This is a genomic window from Streptomyces sp. Isolate_45, from assembly GCF_024721315.2.
Lineage (GTDB): Bacteria > Actinomycetota > Actinomycetes > Streptomycetales > Streptomycetaceae > Streptomyces.
Window position 1 is genome coordinate 1 of the sequence record NZ_JANFAK020000192.1, and the last position, 14038, is coordinate 14038.

Annotated in this window: 13 protein-coding genes; 11 read left to right on the top strand and 2 right to left on the bottom strand. The window is 72.5% G+C overall.

What is annotated here, in order from left to right:
• The first annotated feature begins 91 nt into the window (after window positions 1-91).
• A complete protein-coding gene (locus tag NOD94_RS35655; protein WP_281210378.1) occupies window positions 92-838 on the top strand; it encodes an SseB family protein in 747 nt (248 codons plus the stop codon).
• A 109-nt stretch (window positions 839-947) separates the two neighbouring features.
• Here the strand turns inward: NOD94_RS35655 and NOD94_RS35660 are convergent, their stop codons facing one another.
• The gene (locus NOD94_RS35660; RefSeq protein ID WP_281210379.1) at window positions 948-1355 is read right to left on the bottom strand and encodes a DUF1844 domain-containing protein; all 408 of its coding nucleotides are present in this window, start codon (window positions 1353-1355) and stop codon (window positions 948-950) included.
• A 322-nt stretch (window positions 1356-1677) separates the two neighbouring features.
• Between NOD94_RS35660 and infC the strand changes: the two genes are divergently transcribed.
• The 10 genes from infC (at window position 1678) to NOD94_RS35710 (ending at window position 12862) form a co-directional block, all read left to right on the top strand.
• Window positions 1678-2400, top strand: coding sequence for a translation initiation factor IF-3 (gene infC, locus NOD94_RS35665; RefSeq protein ID WP_281210388.1), 723 nt, complete (start codon window positions 1678-1680; stop codon window positions 2398-2400).
• A 102-nt stretch (window positions 2401-2502) separates the two neighbouring features.
• The gene (rpmI, locus tag NOD94_RS35670; protein WP_030387121.1) at window positions 2503-2697 is read left to right on the top strand and encodes a 50S ribosomal protein L35; all 195 of its coding nucleotides are present in this window, start codon (window positions 2503-2505) and stop codon (window positions 2695-2697) included.
• Between the two features lie 101 nt (window positions 2698-2798).
• Window positions 2799-3185 carry a 50S ribosomal protein L20 gene (gene rplT, locus NOD94_RS35675; protein WP_007263143.1) on the top strand — a complete coding sequence of 129 codons (387 nt, stop codon included), beginning with the start codon at window positions 2799-2801 and terminating at the stop codon, window positions 3183-3185.
• A 110-nt stretch (window positions 3186-3295) separates the two neighbouring features.
• On the top strand, window positions 3296-4153 hold the full coding sequence (locus tag NOD94_RS35680) for an RNA methyltransferase (protein ID WP_281210380.1): 858 nt from the start codon (window positions 3296-3298) through the stop codon (window positions 4151-4153).
• A gap of 55 nt (window positions 4154-4208) precedes the next feature.
• On the top strand, window positions 4209-5405 hold the full coding sequence (locus NOD94_RS35685) for an ATP-binding protein (protein ID WP_281210381.1): 1197 nt from the start codon (window positions 4209-4211) through the stop codon (window positions 5403-5405).
• 160 nt (window positions 5406-5565) lie between these two features.
• The gene (gene pheS / locus NOD94_RS35690; RefSeq protein WP_281210382.1) at window positions 5566-6693 is read left to right on the top strand and encodes a phenylalanine--tRNA ligase subunit alpha; all 1128 of its coding nucleotides are present in this window, start codon (window positions 5566-5568) and stop codon (window positions 6691-6693) included.
• Window positions 6693-9221 carry a phenylalanine--tRNA ligase subunit beta gene (gene pheT, locus NOD94_RS35695; protein WP_281210383.1) on the top strand — a complete coding sequence of 843 codons (2529 nt, stop codon included), beginning with the start codon at window positions 6693-6695 and terminating at the stop codon, window positions 9219-9221. Before pheS ends, pheT begins: the two co-directional genes overlap by 1 nt.
• A gap of 190 nt (window positions 9222-9411) precedes the next feature.
• The gene (locus tag NOD94_RS35700) at window positions 9412-10494 is read left to right on the top strand and encodes a PP2C family protein-serine/threonine phosphatase (protein WP_281210384.1); all 1083 of its coding nucleotides are present in this window, start codon (window positions 9412-9414) and stop codon (window positions 10492-10494) included.
• Window positions 10495-10934: 440 nt separating this feature from the next.
• Window positions 10935-12272 (top strand): transcriptional regulator, encoded by a 1338-nt coding sequence (locus tag NOD94_RS35705; protein WP_281210385.1) that lies wholly within the window; start codon window positions 10935-10937, stop codon window positions 12270-12272.
• Between the two features lie 53 nt (window positions 12273-12325).
• Window positions 12326-12862, top strand: a complete 537-nt coding sequence (locus NOD94_RS35710; RefSeq protein WP_281210386.1) for an NUDIX hydrolase — start codon at window positions 12326-12328, stop codon at window positions 12860-12862.
• Between the two features lie 54 nt (window positions 12863-12916).
• Here the strand turns inward: NOD94_RS35710 and NOD94_RS35715 are convergent, their stop codons facing one another.
• Complete coding sequence (locus NOD94_RS35715) at window positions 12917-13819, bottom strand: 3-hydroxybutyryl-CoA dehydrogenase (protein ID WP_281210387.1); 903 nt, start codon at window positions 13817-13819, stop codon at window positions 12917-12919.
• Window positions 13820-14038: the final 219 nt, after the last annotated feature.

Here is a 14038-nt window from a genome sequence, read left to right on the forward strand (position 1 = left end):
CCGCGGCCGTCGCGGGGCTCGCCCTGCTCGGCGTGGCGGGCGTACTGGCCCGGCGACCGCGCACCGCACGGCGGGATAGGCTCGGGTAATTGTGGCGACCAAGAACATTCCCGATCCCGGTTTCTCCGACGACGACGGCACCGCCGATCCCCGGCTGAGCGCGGCCCTGACCGCCTGGGCGGCGGACCGGTCGGCCGAGCCGCAGGTGCTCGCGGCCCTGAAGGACGCCCGCCTGCTGGTGCCCGTCGTGGCGATGCTCGGCGAGGTCGAGACCGACCCCGGGACCGGCCTCAAGCGCGAGAAGACCAGCGACATGGCCGTCCCGACCCTGACCGCCGGCGACCGGCGGGCCCTGCCGGCCTTCACCTCCATCGCCTCGCTGGCGCTGTGGGACCCGGCCGCCCGGCCGGTGGCCGTCCCCCTGCACCAGGCCCTCGCCGCCGCCGCGCACGAGAAGGCGGACACGATCGTCGTGGACCTCGCCGGTCCCGTCGCCTACCAGCTCACCGGCTCCGCCCTGCTCGCGCTGGCCGAGGGTCGCACCGACGCCGGCCCGCTGGCCGACCCCGCCGTGCGCGAGGCCGTACGGGCCGTCGTGGAGGCGGATCCCGCCGTGGTCCGCGCCCACCTGGTGCGCTCCGGCGCCGACGCCGACGGCACCCTCGCCGTGGTGCTCTCCGACGAGGCCGGCCGGCAGCCCGAGGCCGCCGCCCGCCGGGTGGCCGGCGCGCTCGCCGCCGACGAGACCCTGCGGGGCAGGCTCGTACGGGGCCTGGACCTCGCGCTGCTCCTGCCGCAGGGACCGGTCCCGCCGGGGGAGCCGCTCTTCACCCGCTGACCGGCGGCCGCACGGAAGAACGAGCGAGGGCCCGGCCCCCGGAAGGTTCCGGGGGCCGGGCCCTCGCTCGCCGCGCGGAGACCGCGGCACGTACGGGGGGAGCGGCGGATCAGGCGTAAACGGGACCGGTGAACTTCTCGCCCGGACCCTGACCCGGCTCGTCCGGAACGATCGAGGCCTCGCGGAAGGCCAGCTGGAGCGACTTCAGGCCGTCGCGCAGCGGAGCCGCGTGGAAGGAACTGATCTCGGTGGCGCTCGCGGTGACCAGGCCCGCGAGGGCGGTGATCAGCTTGCGGGCCTCGTCGAGGTCCTTGTACTCCGAGTCCGGCTTGTCCAGACCCAGGTTGACCGCCGCGGCGCTCAGCAGGTGGACGGCCACCGTCGTGATGACCTCGACGGCGGGGACGTCCGCGATGTCGCGGGTCATCTCGTCGTAATCCGGGGCGGCCGGGGCGTCCGGGGCGTCGGAGGCGCCGGGGAAGGCGGAAGTGGAATCGGAGGGCGTCGCGTCAGTCATGCGCCCCACGATATGCCGTGCGGCAGGCTTGCAACGCGGGTGGTAGTATGTACTTCGACCGGCCGGACACCTGTGTGCCCGGCCCACAAGTGGAGGCTCCCTCCCACCTGACCACCCTTCGGGGAGGCAGGTCTTCCGGTCAGGCGGTATCCATCGTTCCGTACGGACGATGGAAAGCTGCCCGAGTTTGCGCCCCGCGGTTCGCACGCGGCGGTGCTCCGGTTGTTTTGGAGCCCCTGCCTGTGCCCGGCGGGGCTTTTTTCATTCCCCGCCGCGGTAGGTCTGACGACAAATGACGTCAGCGGCTGTCTGCCAGGCAGCCGTGTGGTGCTACCGAGGAGGATCCATCAGCACCGAGCCCCGCATCAACGACCGGATTCGCGTTCCCGAGGTTCGACTCGTCGGTCCCAGCGGCGAGCAGGTCGGCATCGTGCCGCTTGCCAAGGCGCTTGAACTGGCGCAGGAGTACGACCTCGACCTGGTCGAGGTCGCGGCGTCCGCACGCCCGCCGGTCTGCAAGCTCATGGACTACGGCAAGTTCAAGTACGAGTCGGCCATGAAGGCCCGTGAGGCGCGCAAGAACCAGGCGCACACGGTCATCAAGGAAATGAAGCTCCGGCCGAAGATCGACCCGCACGACTATGACACCAAGAAGGGTCACGTCGTTCGGTTCCTCAAGCAGGGCGACAAGGTCAAGATCACGATCATGTTCCGTGGTCGCGAGCAGTCCAGGCCGGAACTCGGCTACCGACTGCTGCAGCGCCTCGCTTCGGACGTCGAGGACCTCGGGTTCATCGAGTCGAACCCGAAGCAGGACGGCCGAAACATGATCATGGTCCTCGGTCCGCACAAGAAGAAGACCGAGGCGATGGCCGAAGCCCGCGAGGCGCAGGCCGCCCGCAAGGCCGAGCGCCAGGGTGTCGTCGCAGGCGACGAGGAGGCTCCTTCCGAGGAGACCGCCCCCGTCGAGGCGGAGACCACCGAGGTCGCCTCCGAGGAGGCTCCCTCCACCGAGGCGAACGCCGACGCGAACGCCGAGGCCTGATTCCGGGGCAGCCCGTCCCGGATCACCGACACAACATGACGCTCCCGCAAGCCGGTCCGCGAGGACCGGTGGGAGCGTTACCGACGAGGAGATAACGGCGCTATGCCGAAGAACAAGACGCACAGCGGTTCCAAGAAGCGCTTCAAGATCACCGGCTCCGGCAAGGTGCTCCGTGAGCGCGCCGGCAAGCGCCACCTGCTCGAGCACAAGTCGTCCCGTGTCACCCGCCGCCTGACCGGCACCGCGGAGATGGCCCCCGGCGACGCCGCGAAGATCAAGAAGCTTCTCGGCAAGTGACGTTCGCCGCTCCCCTTCCGGGAGCGGAACGTCAAGACCGGGACCCCATCGAATTCGGGTCGTGTGAAGACAACCACGGCCCCGCTACAAGGAGTTAAAAAGTGGCACGCGTCAAGCGGGCAGTAAACGCCCACAAGAAGCGCCGGGCGATCCTCGAGGCGGCCTCCGGCTACCGCGGTCAGCGTTCGCGCCTGTACCGCAAGGCCAAGGAGCAGGTCACCCACTCGCTGGTCTACAACTTCAACGACCGCAAGAAGCGCAAGGGCGACTTCCGTCAGCTGTGGATCCAGCGCATCAACGCCGCTGCCCGCCAGAACGGCATGACGTACAACCGCCTCATCCAGGGTCTGAAGGCCGCCAACATCGAGGTGGACCGCAAGATCCTCGCGGAGCTGGCCGTCAACGACGCCAACGCGTTCGCCGCCCTCGTCGAGGTCGCGCAGAAGGCCCTCCCGGCCGACGTCAACGCGCCGAAGGCCGCTGCCTAAAGCCTCGCCGGCCGCCTCGCGCGGCCGGCAACCGCGGACCCGCAGGCTTCACGCCTGCGGGTCCGCGTGCTTTCCCCGCCCGGACCCCGTAGAGAGAACCGCTGAGACCCATGGGCTACCCCGACGAGCTGATCTCCCCCCGATCCCCGCGGGTGGCCGCAGCCAGGCGCCTGGCGCGGCGCAACTTCCGCACCAAGGAGCGCCGGTTCATCGCCGAGGGCCCGCAGGCCGTCCGTGAGGCCGTCGAGCACCGCGGCGCCCAGGGCCCGACCCTGATCGAGCTGTTCGTCACCGTCGAGGCCGCCGAGCGCTACGCCGACATCGTCGAGGCCGCGCTGCTCTCCGGGGCCCGCGTGCACCACGCCTCCGACGAGGTCCTCGCCGAGGTGTCCCAGACCGTCACCCCCCAGGGCCTCGTCGGCGTCTGCCACTTCCTCGACTCGCCCTTCGAGGAGATCCTCAAGGCCGGACCCAAGCTGGTGGCCGTCCTGGCACACGTCCGCGACCCCGGCAACGCCGGTACCGTCCTGCGCTGCGCCGACGCCGCGGGCGCCGACGCGGTGGTCCTCACCGACGCCTCCGTGGACCTGTACAACCCCAAGTCCGTACGGGCCTCCGTCGGCTCCCTCTTCCACCTCCCGGTGGCGGTCGGCGTACCCGTCGACCAGGCCGTGGACGGGCTGCGGGCGGCCGGCGTACGGATCCTCGCGGCCGACGGGGCCGGCGAGGACGACCTCGACGCCGAACTGGACGCCGGCACCATGGGCGGACCCTCGGCCTGGGTCTTCGGCAACGAGGCCTGGGGTCTGCCCGAGGAGACCCGCGCGCTTGCGGACGCCGTCGTGCGGGTACCGATCCACGGCAAGGCGGAGAGCCTGAACCTCGCGACGGCCGCCGCCGTGTGTCTCTACGCGTCCGCGCGAGCACAGCGGGCGCCCGGAGGGTGCCGCTCCGTGACCCCCAGCTAGTAATGTGACGGCCCGGGGGCCCACTGCGGTACTCGGAGATGTGGGGTACGGGGACATGACCGTCGGTACGAACAGCCTGCCGGGAGCCGCGGCCGGGGCCGGGCAGCGGCCCGGGGACGCCCCCGGGGCGCACGGCCCGGCCGCCGCCGTCCCCGACGGCCTGCCCGGCGTACCGCACCAGGCGGGCGCCCCCGGATCCGGCAGCGGCACCGCATACGGCCTCGACCCCGACGACCTGCCCGACGGGCTCGTCGTCGCCGACCACGCGGGCCGGGTCATCTGCTTCAACCGGGCCGCCGCCCGGATGACCGCCACCGACCCCCGCCAGGCCCTCGGCAGCCGCATCGACCGCGCGCTGCCCCTGGAGGACCTCGAAGGCCGCCGCTGGTGGGCCCTGACGGACCCCTACGGCGGCCTCGCCACCCGGCGGGGACAGCCCGAGCGCAACCTCCTGCTGCCCGGCGGCCGCGAGGTGCTGGTGTCCGCCCGGTACGTGCGCACCCACCCCACAGGCCCGCTCAGCCGCCTCGTCGTCACGCTGAGGGGCACGGAGGCCCGCCGCCGCACCGAGCGCAGCCACGCCGAGCTGATCGCGACCGTCGCCCACGAACTGCGCTCGCCGCTGACCTCCGTGAAGGGGTTCACCGCGACGCTGCTCGCCAAGTGGGAGCGGTTCACCGACGACCAGAAGCGGCTCATGCTGGAGACCGTCGACGCCGACGCCAACCGCGTCACCCGGCTGATCGCCGAACTCCTCGACATCTCCCGCATCGACTCCGGCCGCCTGGAGGTCCGCCGACAGCCGGTGGACCTCGCCGCCGCCGTGGGCCGGCACGTCCAGGCCCTGACCGCGAACGGCCAGGCCCCCGAGCGGTTCCTCGTCCGGGTCTGCCGGCCCCTGCCCGACCTGTGGGCCGATCCCGACAAGATCGACCAGATCCTCGGCAACCTCCTCGAAAATGCGGTGCGCCACGGTGACGGAACGGTCACCATCGACGTATCGCCGCACGAGAAGGGAACCGCCGTCACCGTGACCGACGAAGGCCCCGGGATCCCCGAGGAGTCGATGGGCCGCGTGTTCACCCGCTTCTGGCGGGGGAGCAAGCGCGGCGGCACCGGCCTGGGCCTGTACATCGTCAAGGGCATCGTGGAGGCCCACGGCGGCACCATCACCGTCGGCCGCGGCCCCGGCGGCGGCGCCAGGTTCCGATTTATCCTGCCCGTCGCCGCACCGGCCTATCTCACGCAGTAACCCGCGCGGGATCTCGCCAGGCGGCCCACGGGCGCCCCACACCCCCGGCGACCTTTAGACTCGTCCTTTGGCACCTTTGTGTCCACGTGCCGATCGCGGCGAGACGTTTCGATCGAGTCGTGCGGGGACCACCAGCCAGCCATCGGAAGTACGGGAAGAGATGTCGGCACCGAACAAGTCGTACGACCCTGTCGAGGTCGAGGCACTGAAACCGGAAGAGATCGAGCGCATGCGGGACGAGGCGCTCGCCGCCTTCGCGTCCGCCGGCGACCTCGACGAGCTCCGCGAGGCGAAGACCGCGCACATGGGCGACCGCTCGCCCCTGGCGCTCGCCAACCGCGAGATCGGCGCCCTGCCGCCCCAGGCCAAGGCCGAGGCGGGCAAGCGCGTCGGTCAGGCCCGTGGCGCCGTGAACAAGGCCTTCGGGGCCCGCACGGTCGAGCTGGAGGCCGAGCGCGACGAGCGGGTGCTGGTCGAGGAGGCGGTGGACGTCACGCTGCCCTACGACCGGGTCCCCGCCGGCGCCCGCCACCCCCTGACCACGCTGATGGACCGCATCGCGGACATCTTCGTGGCCATGGGGTACGAGGTCGCCGAGGGCCCCGAGGTCGAGGCGGAGTGGTTCAACTTCGACGCCCTCAACTTCACGCCCGACCACCCGGCGCGCCAGATGCAGGACACCTTCTTCGTCCGGGGGCCGGAAGGCACTCAGGGCGACGAGTCGGGCGTCGTGCTGCGCACCCACACCTCCCCGGTGCAGGCGCGCTCGCTGCTGGAGCGCAAGCCCCCCGTCTACATCGTCTGCCCCGGCCGCGTGTACCGGACCGACGAGCTCGACGCGACGCACACCCCGGTCTTCCACCAGGTCGAGCTGCTCGCCGTCGACGAGGGCCTGACCATGGCGGACCTCAAGGGCACCATGGACCACATGGTCCAGGAGCTGTTCGGCGAGGGCACCACCACGCGCCTGCGCCCGCACTTCTTCCCCTTCACCGAGCCGTCCGCCGAGATGGACATGCAGTGCTACGTGTGCCGCGGCGAGTCGGTGGGCAACCCCGACCGTCCCTGCCGCACCTGCTCCAGCGAGGGCTGGATCGAGCTCGGCGGCTGCGGCATGGTCAACCCCAAGGTGCTGACCGCCTGCGGCGTGGACCCGGAGAAGTACAGCGGGTTCGCCTTCGGCTTCGGCATCGAGCGGATGCTGATGTTCCGTCACAACGTTGAAGACATGCGAGACATGGTCGAGGGTGACGTTCGCTTCACCCGACCGTTCGGGAGTGAGATCTGATGCGCGTCCCGCTTTCCTGGCTGCGGGAGTACGTCGACCTCCCCGCGGGTGAAACCGGCCGTGACGTGGCCGCCAAGCTCGTCGACGCCGGCCTCGAGGTCGAGACCGTCGAGCAGCTCGGCGGTGGCCTCAAGGGTCCCCTCGTCGTCGGCAAGGTGCTGACCATCGAGGAGCTCGAAGGCTTCCGCAAGCCGATCCGGTTCTGCACGGTCGACGTCGGCACCGCCAACGGCACCGGTGAACCGCAGGAGATCGTCTGCGGCGCCCGGAACTTCGCCGTCGGCGACAAGGTCGTCGTGGTCCTGCCCGGCGCCGTCCTGCCCGGGGACTTCGCGATCGCCTCGCGCAAGACCTACGGCAGGACCTCGCACGGCATGATCTGCTCGGGCGACGAGCTCGGCATGGGCGACGACGGCACGCACGGCATCATCGTGCTGCCGCCGGAGTACGAGGTCGGCACCGACGCGATCGAGCTGCTCCAGCTCATCGACGAGGTCCTCGACATCGACATCACCCCGGACCGCGGCTACTGCATGTCGATGCGCGGTGTGGCCCGCGAGGCCGCCACCGCCTACGGCCTGCCGCTGCGCGACCCGGCGCTCCTCGACGTTCCGGCGCCCAACTCCTACGGCTACCTGGTCAAGATCGACGACCCGGCCGGCTGCGACCGTTTCACCGCCCGCACGGTGACCGGCCTCGACCCCGAGGCCCGGTCCCCGATCTGGCTCACGCGTCGCCTCCAGAAGGCGGGCATGCGCCCGATCTCGCTGGCCGTCGACGTCACCAACTACGTGATGCTGGAGCTCGGCCAGCCGCTGCACGCCTACGACCGCTCCCGCCTCGACGGCGCGATCGGCGTCCGCCGCGCGGAGCAGGGCGAGAAGTTCACCACCCTCGACGGCGTCAAGCGCACCCTCGACGCCGAGGACCTGGTGATCACCGACAACAGCGGCCCGATCGGGCTCGCCGGTGTCATGGGCGGTGCCAACACCGAGATCGCCGACTCCGTCACCGACCCCGAGACCGGGCAGGTCACGGGCACCACGGACGTCGTCATCGAGGCCGCTCACTTCGACGCCATCACGATCTCGCGCACCGCCCGCCGCATGAAGCTCTCCTCGGAGGCCTCCAAGCGGTTCGAGCGGGGCGTCGACCCGCAGGCCGCCGCCGCGGCCGCCCAGCGGACCGTCGACCTGCTCGTGCTGCTCGCGGGCGGCACCGCCGAGGCCGGGGTCACCGAGCTCACCGCCCCGGGCGCCCCGCGCACCGTCGCGATGAGCGCCGACCACCCCGACCGCGTCGCGGGCATGGACTACGGCCGTGAGACCGTCGTCCGTCGCCTCCAGGAGATCGGCTGCGACGTCTACGGCCAGGACGAGCTCGTCGTGACCGTCCCCTCGTGGCGGCCCGACCTCGCCGAGCCCAACGACCTCGCCGAGGAGGTCATCCGCCTGGAGGGCTACGGGAACCTCCCGTCCACCCTCCCGCAGGTGCCCTCCGGCCGTGGTCTGACCGCCCGGCAGCAGCTGCACCGCCGGGTCGGCCGCACGCTGGCCGGCTCCGGCTACGTCGAGGCCCTGAGCTACCCGTTCATCGGCGAGCAGGTCTTCGACCAGCTCCAGCTCCCGGCGCACGACGCCGCCCGTCAGGTCGTCAAGCTGGTCAACCCGATCTCCGACGAGGAGCCGGCGCTGCGCACCACGCTGCTGCCGGGTCTGCTCGGCGCGCTGCGCCGCAACGACAGCCGGGGCAGCCACGACCTCGCGCTCTTCGAGACCGGTTCGGTCTTCCGGGCCGCCGCGCGGCCGGGCGTCGCCGTACGACTGCCCGTCGACCGGCGTCCCACCGACGAGGAGATCCAGACCCTGAACGCGGCCCTGCCCGCGCAGCCGCGGTACGCCGCGGTCGTGCTCGCCGGTGGCCGCGAGCAGGCCGGCTGGTGGGGCAAGGGCCGCCCGGCCGACTGGGCGGACGCCGTTCAGGCCGCCCGTGCGCTGGCCGTCGAGGCGGGCACCGAACTGGTCGTCCGTCAGGGCCAGTACGGCCCGTGGCACCCCGGCCGGTGCGCCGAGCTCGTCGTGACCCTCGACGGGGTGGAGACGGTCATCGGTCACGCCGGCGAGCTGCACCCCCGCGTCGTGAAGGCGATGGGTCTGCCGGCCCGCACCAGCGCGATGGAGCTCGACCTCGACCGCCTCGCGGCGGCCGGCGGCGAGGCCCTGCAGGCGCCCCGGATCTCCACCTTCCCGGTGGCGACCCAGGACGTCGCGCTGATCGTCGACGCGTCCGTACCGGCCGCCTCCGTGGAGGCCGCGCTGCGCAAGGGCGCGGGTGAACTCCTGGAGTCCCTGCGGCTGTTCGACGTGTTCACCGGCGAGCAGGTGGGCGAGGGCAAGAAGTCCCTGGCCTACGCGCTGCGCTTCCGCGCGAGCGACCGCACGCTGACGGCCGAGGAGTCCACGGCCGCCCGCGACGCGGCGGTGGCGCTGGCGACGGAGCGGACCGGAGCGGTGCTGCGCGGCGCGTGACCGCGCCGGCGTAGGAAAGAGCAGGTCGAGAGGGGCGCGTCCGGATCACCGGGCGCGCCCCTCCCGCCTTTCCGGGGGCGGGAAACCTCGTCTCACTCGTTCGGGTGAGAAGCCCGGGGGCCCGTGTCCGGTACGTCTGGAGGTCGACACAATCGTTCCGGCCGCAGGGCCGGAGGGGAGCGACCTACGGATGATCACGCGCGGGCGGATGCCGCCGGCGGGCCGGGCGGGCGTCACGGCCTGGGCCGGCGTCGCGGTGTCCTGGGAGCTGACCTCATCGGGATCGCTGCCGGCGAGCCTCGCGACGTGCGCCGCCTTCCTCCTGCTCGCCGCGGGCTGCGTCCTGCACGTGCGGCGCGGGCTGCTCACCCAGCTCCGCCGCTCCCGGGAGATCGCCGGAGCCGCCCAACGAGTGCTGCTGCGCCCGCTGCCGGGCCGGATGGACGGGCTCGCCCTGGCCGCCGCGCAACTGTCGGCCAGCCGGGGAGCGGCGGTCGGCGGGGACCTGTACGAGGCGGTACCGACGCCCTACGGGGTCCGGGTCGTGATCGGAGACGTACGGGGGCACGGGCTGCCCGCGCTGGGGGCGGCCGCCGCGGTGCTCGGATCCTTCCGGGAGGCGGCGTACGAGGAACCCACGCTGGGCGGGGTGCTGCGCCGCATGGAACGCGCGCTGGGTCGGCACGTGCGCGACCGGGCCCGCTCCGAGCACCCCGCGTCCTGCCCGGCCGAACCGCGCTCGCCCGCGTCGGAGGAGTTCGTCACGGTGCTGCTGCTCCAGATCGCGCCCGGGGGCACCGTGGTGGCCCTCAACTGCGGTCACCCCTGGCCGCTGAGGATCCGCCCGGCGGCCGTGCACGCGGAGCCGGAGCCCTGCGGGGCCTTCCACCCGGCCCTGTGCGGCGGTCGCGACGCCCGGCCCCGCCATCGCGCGGGCACCGCCCAGGGCCCGCCGCGTCGGGCCACCGTGGGACCCCTCGTCGGGGGCGAGACGCTGCCTCCGCTGGGGGTGGTGCCGCTGCCCCACGACCTGAGACCGCAGTCCTGCGGGGTGCTGCGGCCCGGTGAGACGCTCGTCCTGCACACCGACGGGGCCGAGGACGCCCGGGACGGGCAGGGCCGGTTCTTCCCGCTGCGGCGCGTCCTCGCGCAGGCGCCGGCGCTCACGCCCGCGCGGCTGGTCGCGGGCGTGCACGCCGCGCTGCTGCGCCACACCGGTGGACGGCTCGCCGACGACGTCGCCCTGCTGGTGCTGCGCAACGACCGTGTCTGAGCGACCCGGCCGTGCCCACCCGTACCGGCGGAACCGGACCGCGACTTCGGCTCGGCCCGTTCACCACCGGTCCCGGTGGTGCCGCTCCGCACCGGGCCGGTGGACGGGCCCGGTGCGGATACGGCCCGGCTGGCGGGGCCCGGCGACCAACCGGGTCCCGCGGCAGCCGTGGCGCGCCGCCCGCCTGCCATGGAGTGTCGGGCAGACAGCAAGGCGGGCGGCGCGGTGCCGGGTCGTCGCACTGTACGAGGGGGAGCCGACGACCCGAGCGGCCTCTTTGGCGAGGCTCTTCAGTGAAGCGCGCCGGGCCCCCCGAGCGGCAGGGTGCGGATCGCATTTATGCGCGTACTCGATTCGCACCCCGTGTGAATCGGGCGTACCGAGCCCCGGGTGAAGTACCCACCCGCTAGCCTGAATTCCGACGAGCCCTTGGAGGGCCCATGCAGCCCAACGCCCTGCTCGACGCCCTCCTCGCCGAGGCGGGAATGTCCCACGCCGGACTCGCCGCGCACGTGAACCAGGCGGGCCGGACCCGAGGACTCGCGCTGCGGTACGAACACACCGCGGTGTCCCGGTGGTTGAAGGGCCAGCGGCCGCGCGGCCAGGTGCCCGACCTGATCTGCGAGGTCCTCGGGGGACGCCTGCACCGCCCCGTGGCCCTCGACGACATCGGGCTCGGCGTGCCCGGCCTGCCGGCCCCGCACACGACCCGGCTCAGCGGTTTCGTGGACCGGGCCACCGCCCTGTGGCGATCGGACGAGTTGGGCCGGCCCGGGCAGCTCACCGCCGAGGCGGTCACCGGGACGCCGGCCGTGATCCCGGTCTGGGAGTGGGAGAACCCGCCGGAGGACGCGGACGTGTCCCGCGAGGGGCCGCACCGGATCGGGCCCGAGCACATCGAGATCCTGCGGGCCGCCCGCGCGCACTACGAGCTGATGTACCGGCGGGCCGGCGGTGTCGCCACCCGCGACAGGATCGTCCGCTTCCTCGGCAACGAGACGGCCCCGATGCTGCGCGGCAGTTACCCCGACCCGGTCGGACGCCTGCTGTACCGGGCCACCGGCTCCCTGGTGGCGGTGGCGGGGATCTGCGCGTACGACTCCGACGCCCACGGGCTCGCCCAGCGCTACTTCCACCAGGCGCTGCGCCTCGCGAAGGCCAGCGGGGACCGCGGGCTCGGCGCGTACGTGATCGCCCTGCTGGTCAACCAGTCCCTGCACCTGCGGGACCACCGGCAGGCCGTCGCCTTCGCCGAGGCCGCGCTGCGGGCCGCCGGCCGGCACACCACCCCGGCCCTGGCCGCCGACCTCCACGCGATGCAGGCCAAGGCGTACGCCCAACTCGGGGAGACGGCGGCGGCGTTGTCCTGCATCCGGCGTGCCGAGTCCGCGGCGGGGCAGATCCGGCCCGGCACCGAGCCCGATGAGACGGGGTACGTGCAGCCCGGGCTGGTGAACGTACAGGTCGCCGAGGCCCTGCTGAGTCTCGGCGATCTGCGGGCGGCGCACGCGCAGGCCGTCGAGGCCGTGGGCACCCCGGCGCACGATCGGGGTCGCGTGCACCGGCTGGCGATGCTCTGCGAGATCCAGCTGCGGCAGGGGGAGGCGGACGGGGCGGTGGCGACGGCGGCCGAAATGGCCGAACGGGCCAAGGGGATGGAGTCGCTGCGCCTGCGCGACCGGCTGCGGACGGTCCGCGAACAGCTGTTGACCTGCGGCTCGGCGGGTGTGGAGGAGACCGCGCAGCTCATTGACGAGGCGCTGCGCGTTCCCCTGTGAGGACGTGAACTGCTGCGATGTTGTCACCAACCGAACCGGAAGGTGGCAATACCGTGCAGTGGACGAACTTGAGTGAGCAGACCGTGTACAAGAACCGCTGGTTCGACGTGAACCTCGCGGATGTGGAACTTCCCGACGGCCGGCACCTGGACCACTTCGTCATCAGGCTGCGGCCGGTCGCCGTCGCCACGGCCGTCAACGAGGCCAACGAGGTGCTGCTGCTGTGGCGGCACCGGTTCATCACCGACAGCTGGGGCTGGGAACTCCCGGCCGGGGTCGTCGAGGACGGCGAGGACATCGCGTGCGCGGCGGCCCGGGAGATGGAGGAGGAGTCGGGCTGGCGACCGGGCCCGCTGCACCACCTGATGACCGTCGAGCCGTCCAACGGCCTGACGGACGCCCGCCACCACCTCTACTGGGCCGACGGCGCGACCTGGACCGGACACCCGCAGGACGCGTTCGAGTCCTCGCGCCGCGAGTGGGTCCCGCTCAAGCTGGTGCCGGACATGATCGCGCGCGGGGAGATCCCGGCCGCCAACATGGCGGCCGGGCTGCTCCTGCTGCACCACCTGCGGCTCGGCCGCCCGTAGGCGCCGGCCGCCGGGGGCGCCCGTACGGGGCCGCGCCCAGGGGCCCTGGGTGGTTCAGCCGTACGGGTAGAAGCCCGAGCCGGTCTTGCGGCCGAGGCGGCCCGCGTCGACCATCCGCTGGAGCAGCGGGGGAGCGGCGTACAGGGGCTCCTTGTACTCCGCGTACATGGAATCGGCGATCGAGGCGATGGTGTCCAGGCCGATCAGGTCGGACAGCTTGAGCGGGCCCATCGGGTGGGCGCAACCCAGTTCCATGCCGTTGTCGATGTCCTCGCGGCTCGCGATGCCGGACTCGAACATCCGGATCGCGGACAGCAGGTACGGCACGAGCAGCGCGTTGACGACGAAACCGGAACGGTCCTGGGCGCGGACCGCGTGCTTGCCGAGCACGTCCCGCACCAGGGCCTCGGCCCGCTTGACCGTCTCCTCGGAGGTGGTCAGGGCAGGGATCAGCTCGACGAGCTTCTGCACCGGGGCCGGGTTGAAGAAGTGGATGCCGATGACCTGGTCCGGACGCGAGGTCGCGACGGCCAGCTTCACCAGCGGGATGGAGGAGGTGTTGGAGGCGAGGATCGCGTCCGGCCGGGTGATCACCTGGTCGAGGACCTGGAAGATCTCCGTCTTGACCTGCTCGTTCTCGACGACCGCCTCGATGACGAGGTCACGGTCGGCGAACTCGCCGAGGTCCGTGGTGAAGCTGAGGCGGGCCAGGGTGGCGTCCCGCTCCTCCTCGCTGATCTTGCCGCGTTCGGCGGCCTTGGTCAGGGAGTTGTGCAGCCTGGTCCGCCCGATCTCCAGCGCCTCGCCGGTGGTCTCGGCGACCATCACCTCAAGACCGCTGCGGGCGCACACCTCGGCGATGCCCGCGCCCATCTGGCCACAGCCCACCACGCCGACCCGGGTGATGTCGGTCGGGAGGGTAGAGAGGTCCGTCACGTCGTGCCTTTCGCTGCTCATCCATCGCGGGTCCCCCGTACTCGGCAGTGGTAACTGCGTTCCGACGCCCGCCACGCCCCCCGACGTTACCCCCGACGTTGAGCGCCGTGGCGGGCCGGGGCGGGCATGCTGGGCGCACGCAACGCATTGTCACGGAACGGAACGGAGTCGTCACATGGCGTACATCGGACGCCGGCAGCTACTGGCCGGAGCGGCGGGGGCACTGGCCTTCACGGCGGC